This window comes from Rhodococcus sp. NPDC003382 (assembly GCF_053589135.1).
In genome coordinates, this window is the sequence record NZ_JBSFRH010000118.1 from 1 (window position 1) to 1236 (window position 1236).

2 protein-coding genes are annotated in these 1236 nt (G+C 62.1%); both read right to left on the minus strand.

Annotation, left to right across the window (positions count from 1 at the left end; all coding sequences use genetic code 11):
* Positions 1-11: 11 nt before the first annotated feature.
* Positions 12-1118: an IS630 family transposase gene (locus ACWDUD_RS30645; protein WP_450111780.1), complete on the minus strand. Its 1107-nt coding sequence runs from the start codon at positions 1116-1118 to the stop codon at positions 12-14.
* Positions 1055-1236 (minus strand): hypothetical protein (locus ACWDUD_RS30650; RefSeq protein WP_450111781.1); only part of this gene is annotated, 182 nt, incomplete at its 5' end. The genes ACWDUD_RS30650 and ACWDUD_RS30645, both read right to left, overlap by 64 nt.

Consider the following 1236-nt stretch of genomic DNA (forward strand, 5'->3'; position numbering starts at 1 on the left):
CTAGTGCCGCATCACGCAACGTTTGCCCTGTCGACGATCTCGCGTAGTTTCTCGTCGACTGCGTGCTTGTTCCGCCAGATGATGTAGCGACGAATCATCGACGCTTGCTCCCGGTGACTACCGTGATCGGTACCGTCGAGCGCGAAGTACCGCAACGCCGTGAACTGCGCCTCGATACGGTTCAGCCACGAACTGTTCGTCGGGGTGTACGCGAACTCGACGTTGTTCGCCTCCGCCCACTCAGCAACCCGTTGGCACTTCTTCGTGGTCAGGTGCGGCGAGAAGTTGTCACACACGATCGCCATCCGAACATCGGCCGGATACAGGCTGCGCAGGTACCGGCAGAATTCGAGGAACTTGGTGCGGTTCTTCGTCGTCTTGACGTGCCCGTACAGCTTGTCCTTGCCGAGGTCGTAGGCGGCGAATAGATGCCGCACTCCGTGGGGACGGTTGTAGGTCGCCCGTCGGCGACGTCTCGGCTCCCGGTCCGGGTCCTTGTGCGTGCCGCCACGCTCGGCCCACTGCCGGCCCGGATGCGGCTGCAGATTGAGGGGCCCGAACTCGTCGAGACAGAAGATCACCTGTGGCTCATCGGAATCCGGGATGACCTCGCCGTCGGCAATGGCATACAGGTGCTCGACCCGAGCCTTCTTGGTCGCGTAGTCCGGATCCTTGGATCGCTTCCACGTTTTCACTTTTTGAAAGGAGACACCCTCCTCGCGGAGCAGCACGCGTAGTCCTTCGTGGCTGATGTCGTCGACCACCCCCTCGGCGACCAGGAACTCGGCGAGTTTGGTCAGGCTCCAGGTCGAGAACGGCAGGTCGTGCTCGACGGGTGTGGACTTGGCGATCTTTTTGATCTCCCGGCGTTCCGGGAGGGTGAACTTCTTCGGTCGGCCGCCGGCGTATTTCGGGTACAGGGAGTCGAATCCGTCGGTGTTGAAGTTGTGGATTACATCGCGGACGCGGTCGGCGCTGGTGAAGCTGACCTCGGCGATCTTGGGTACTGGCATTCCTTGGGCGGAGAGCAGGATCATCTGGGCGCGCCGCCAGGTCACCACCGATCCGGTGCCTCGGCGGATGATCCGTACCAGCCGTTTACCTTCGTCGTCGTCGATTTCTCGGACTCGTACTCGTTCTGCCACTCGACCAGGTTGACCGATGCCGTGGCCGGCACACCGGAAGTGGTCGGCGTGTCGGCTGCAACGGGGCAAAGGTTCACGGGTGCGGCACTAG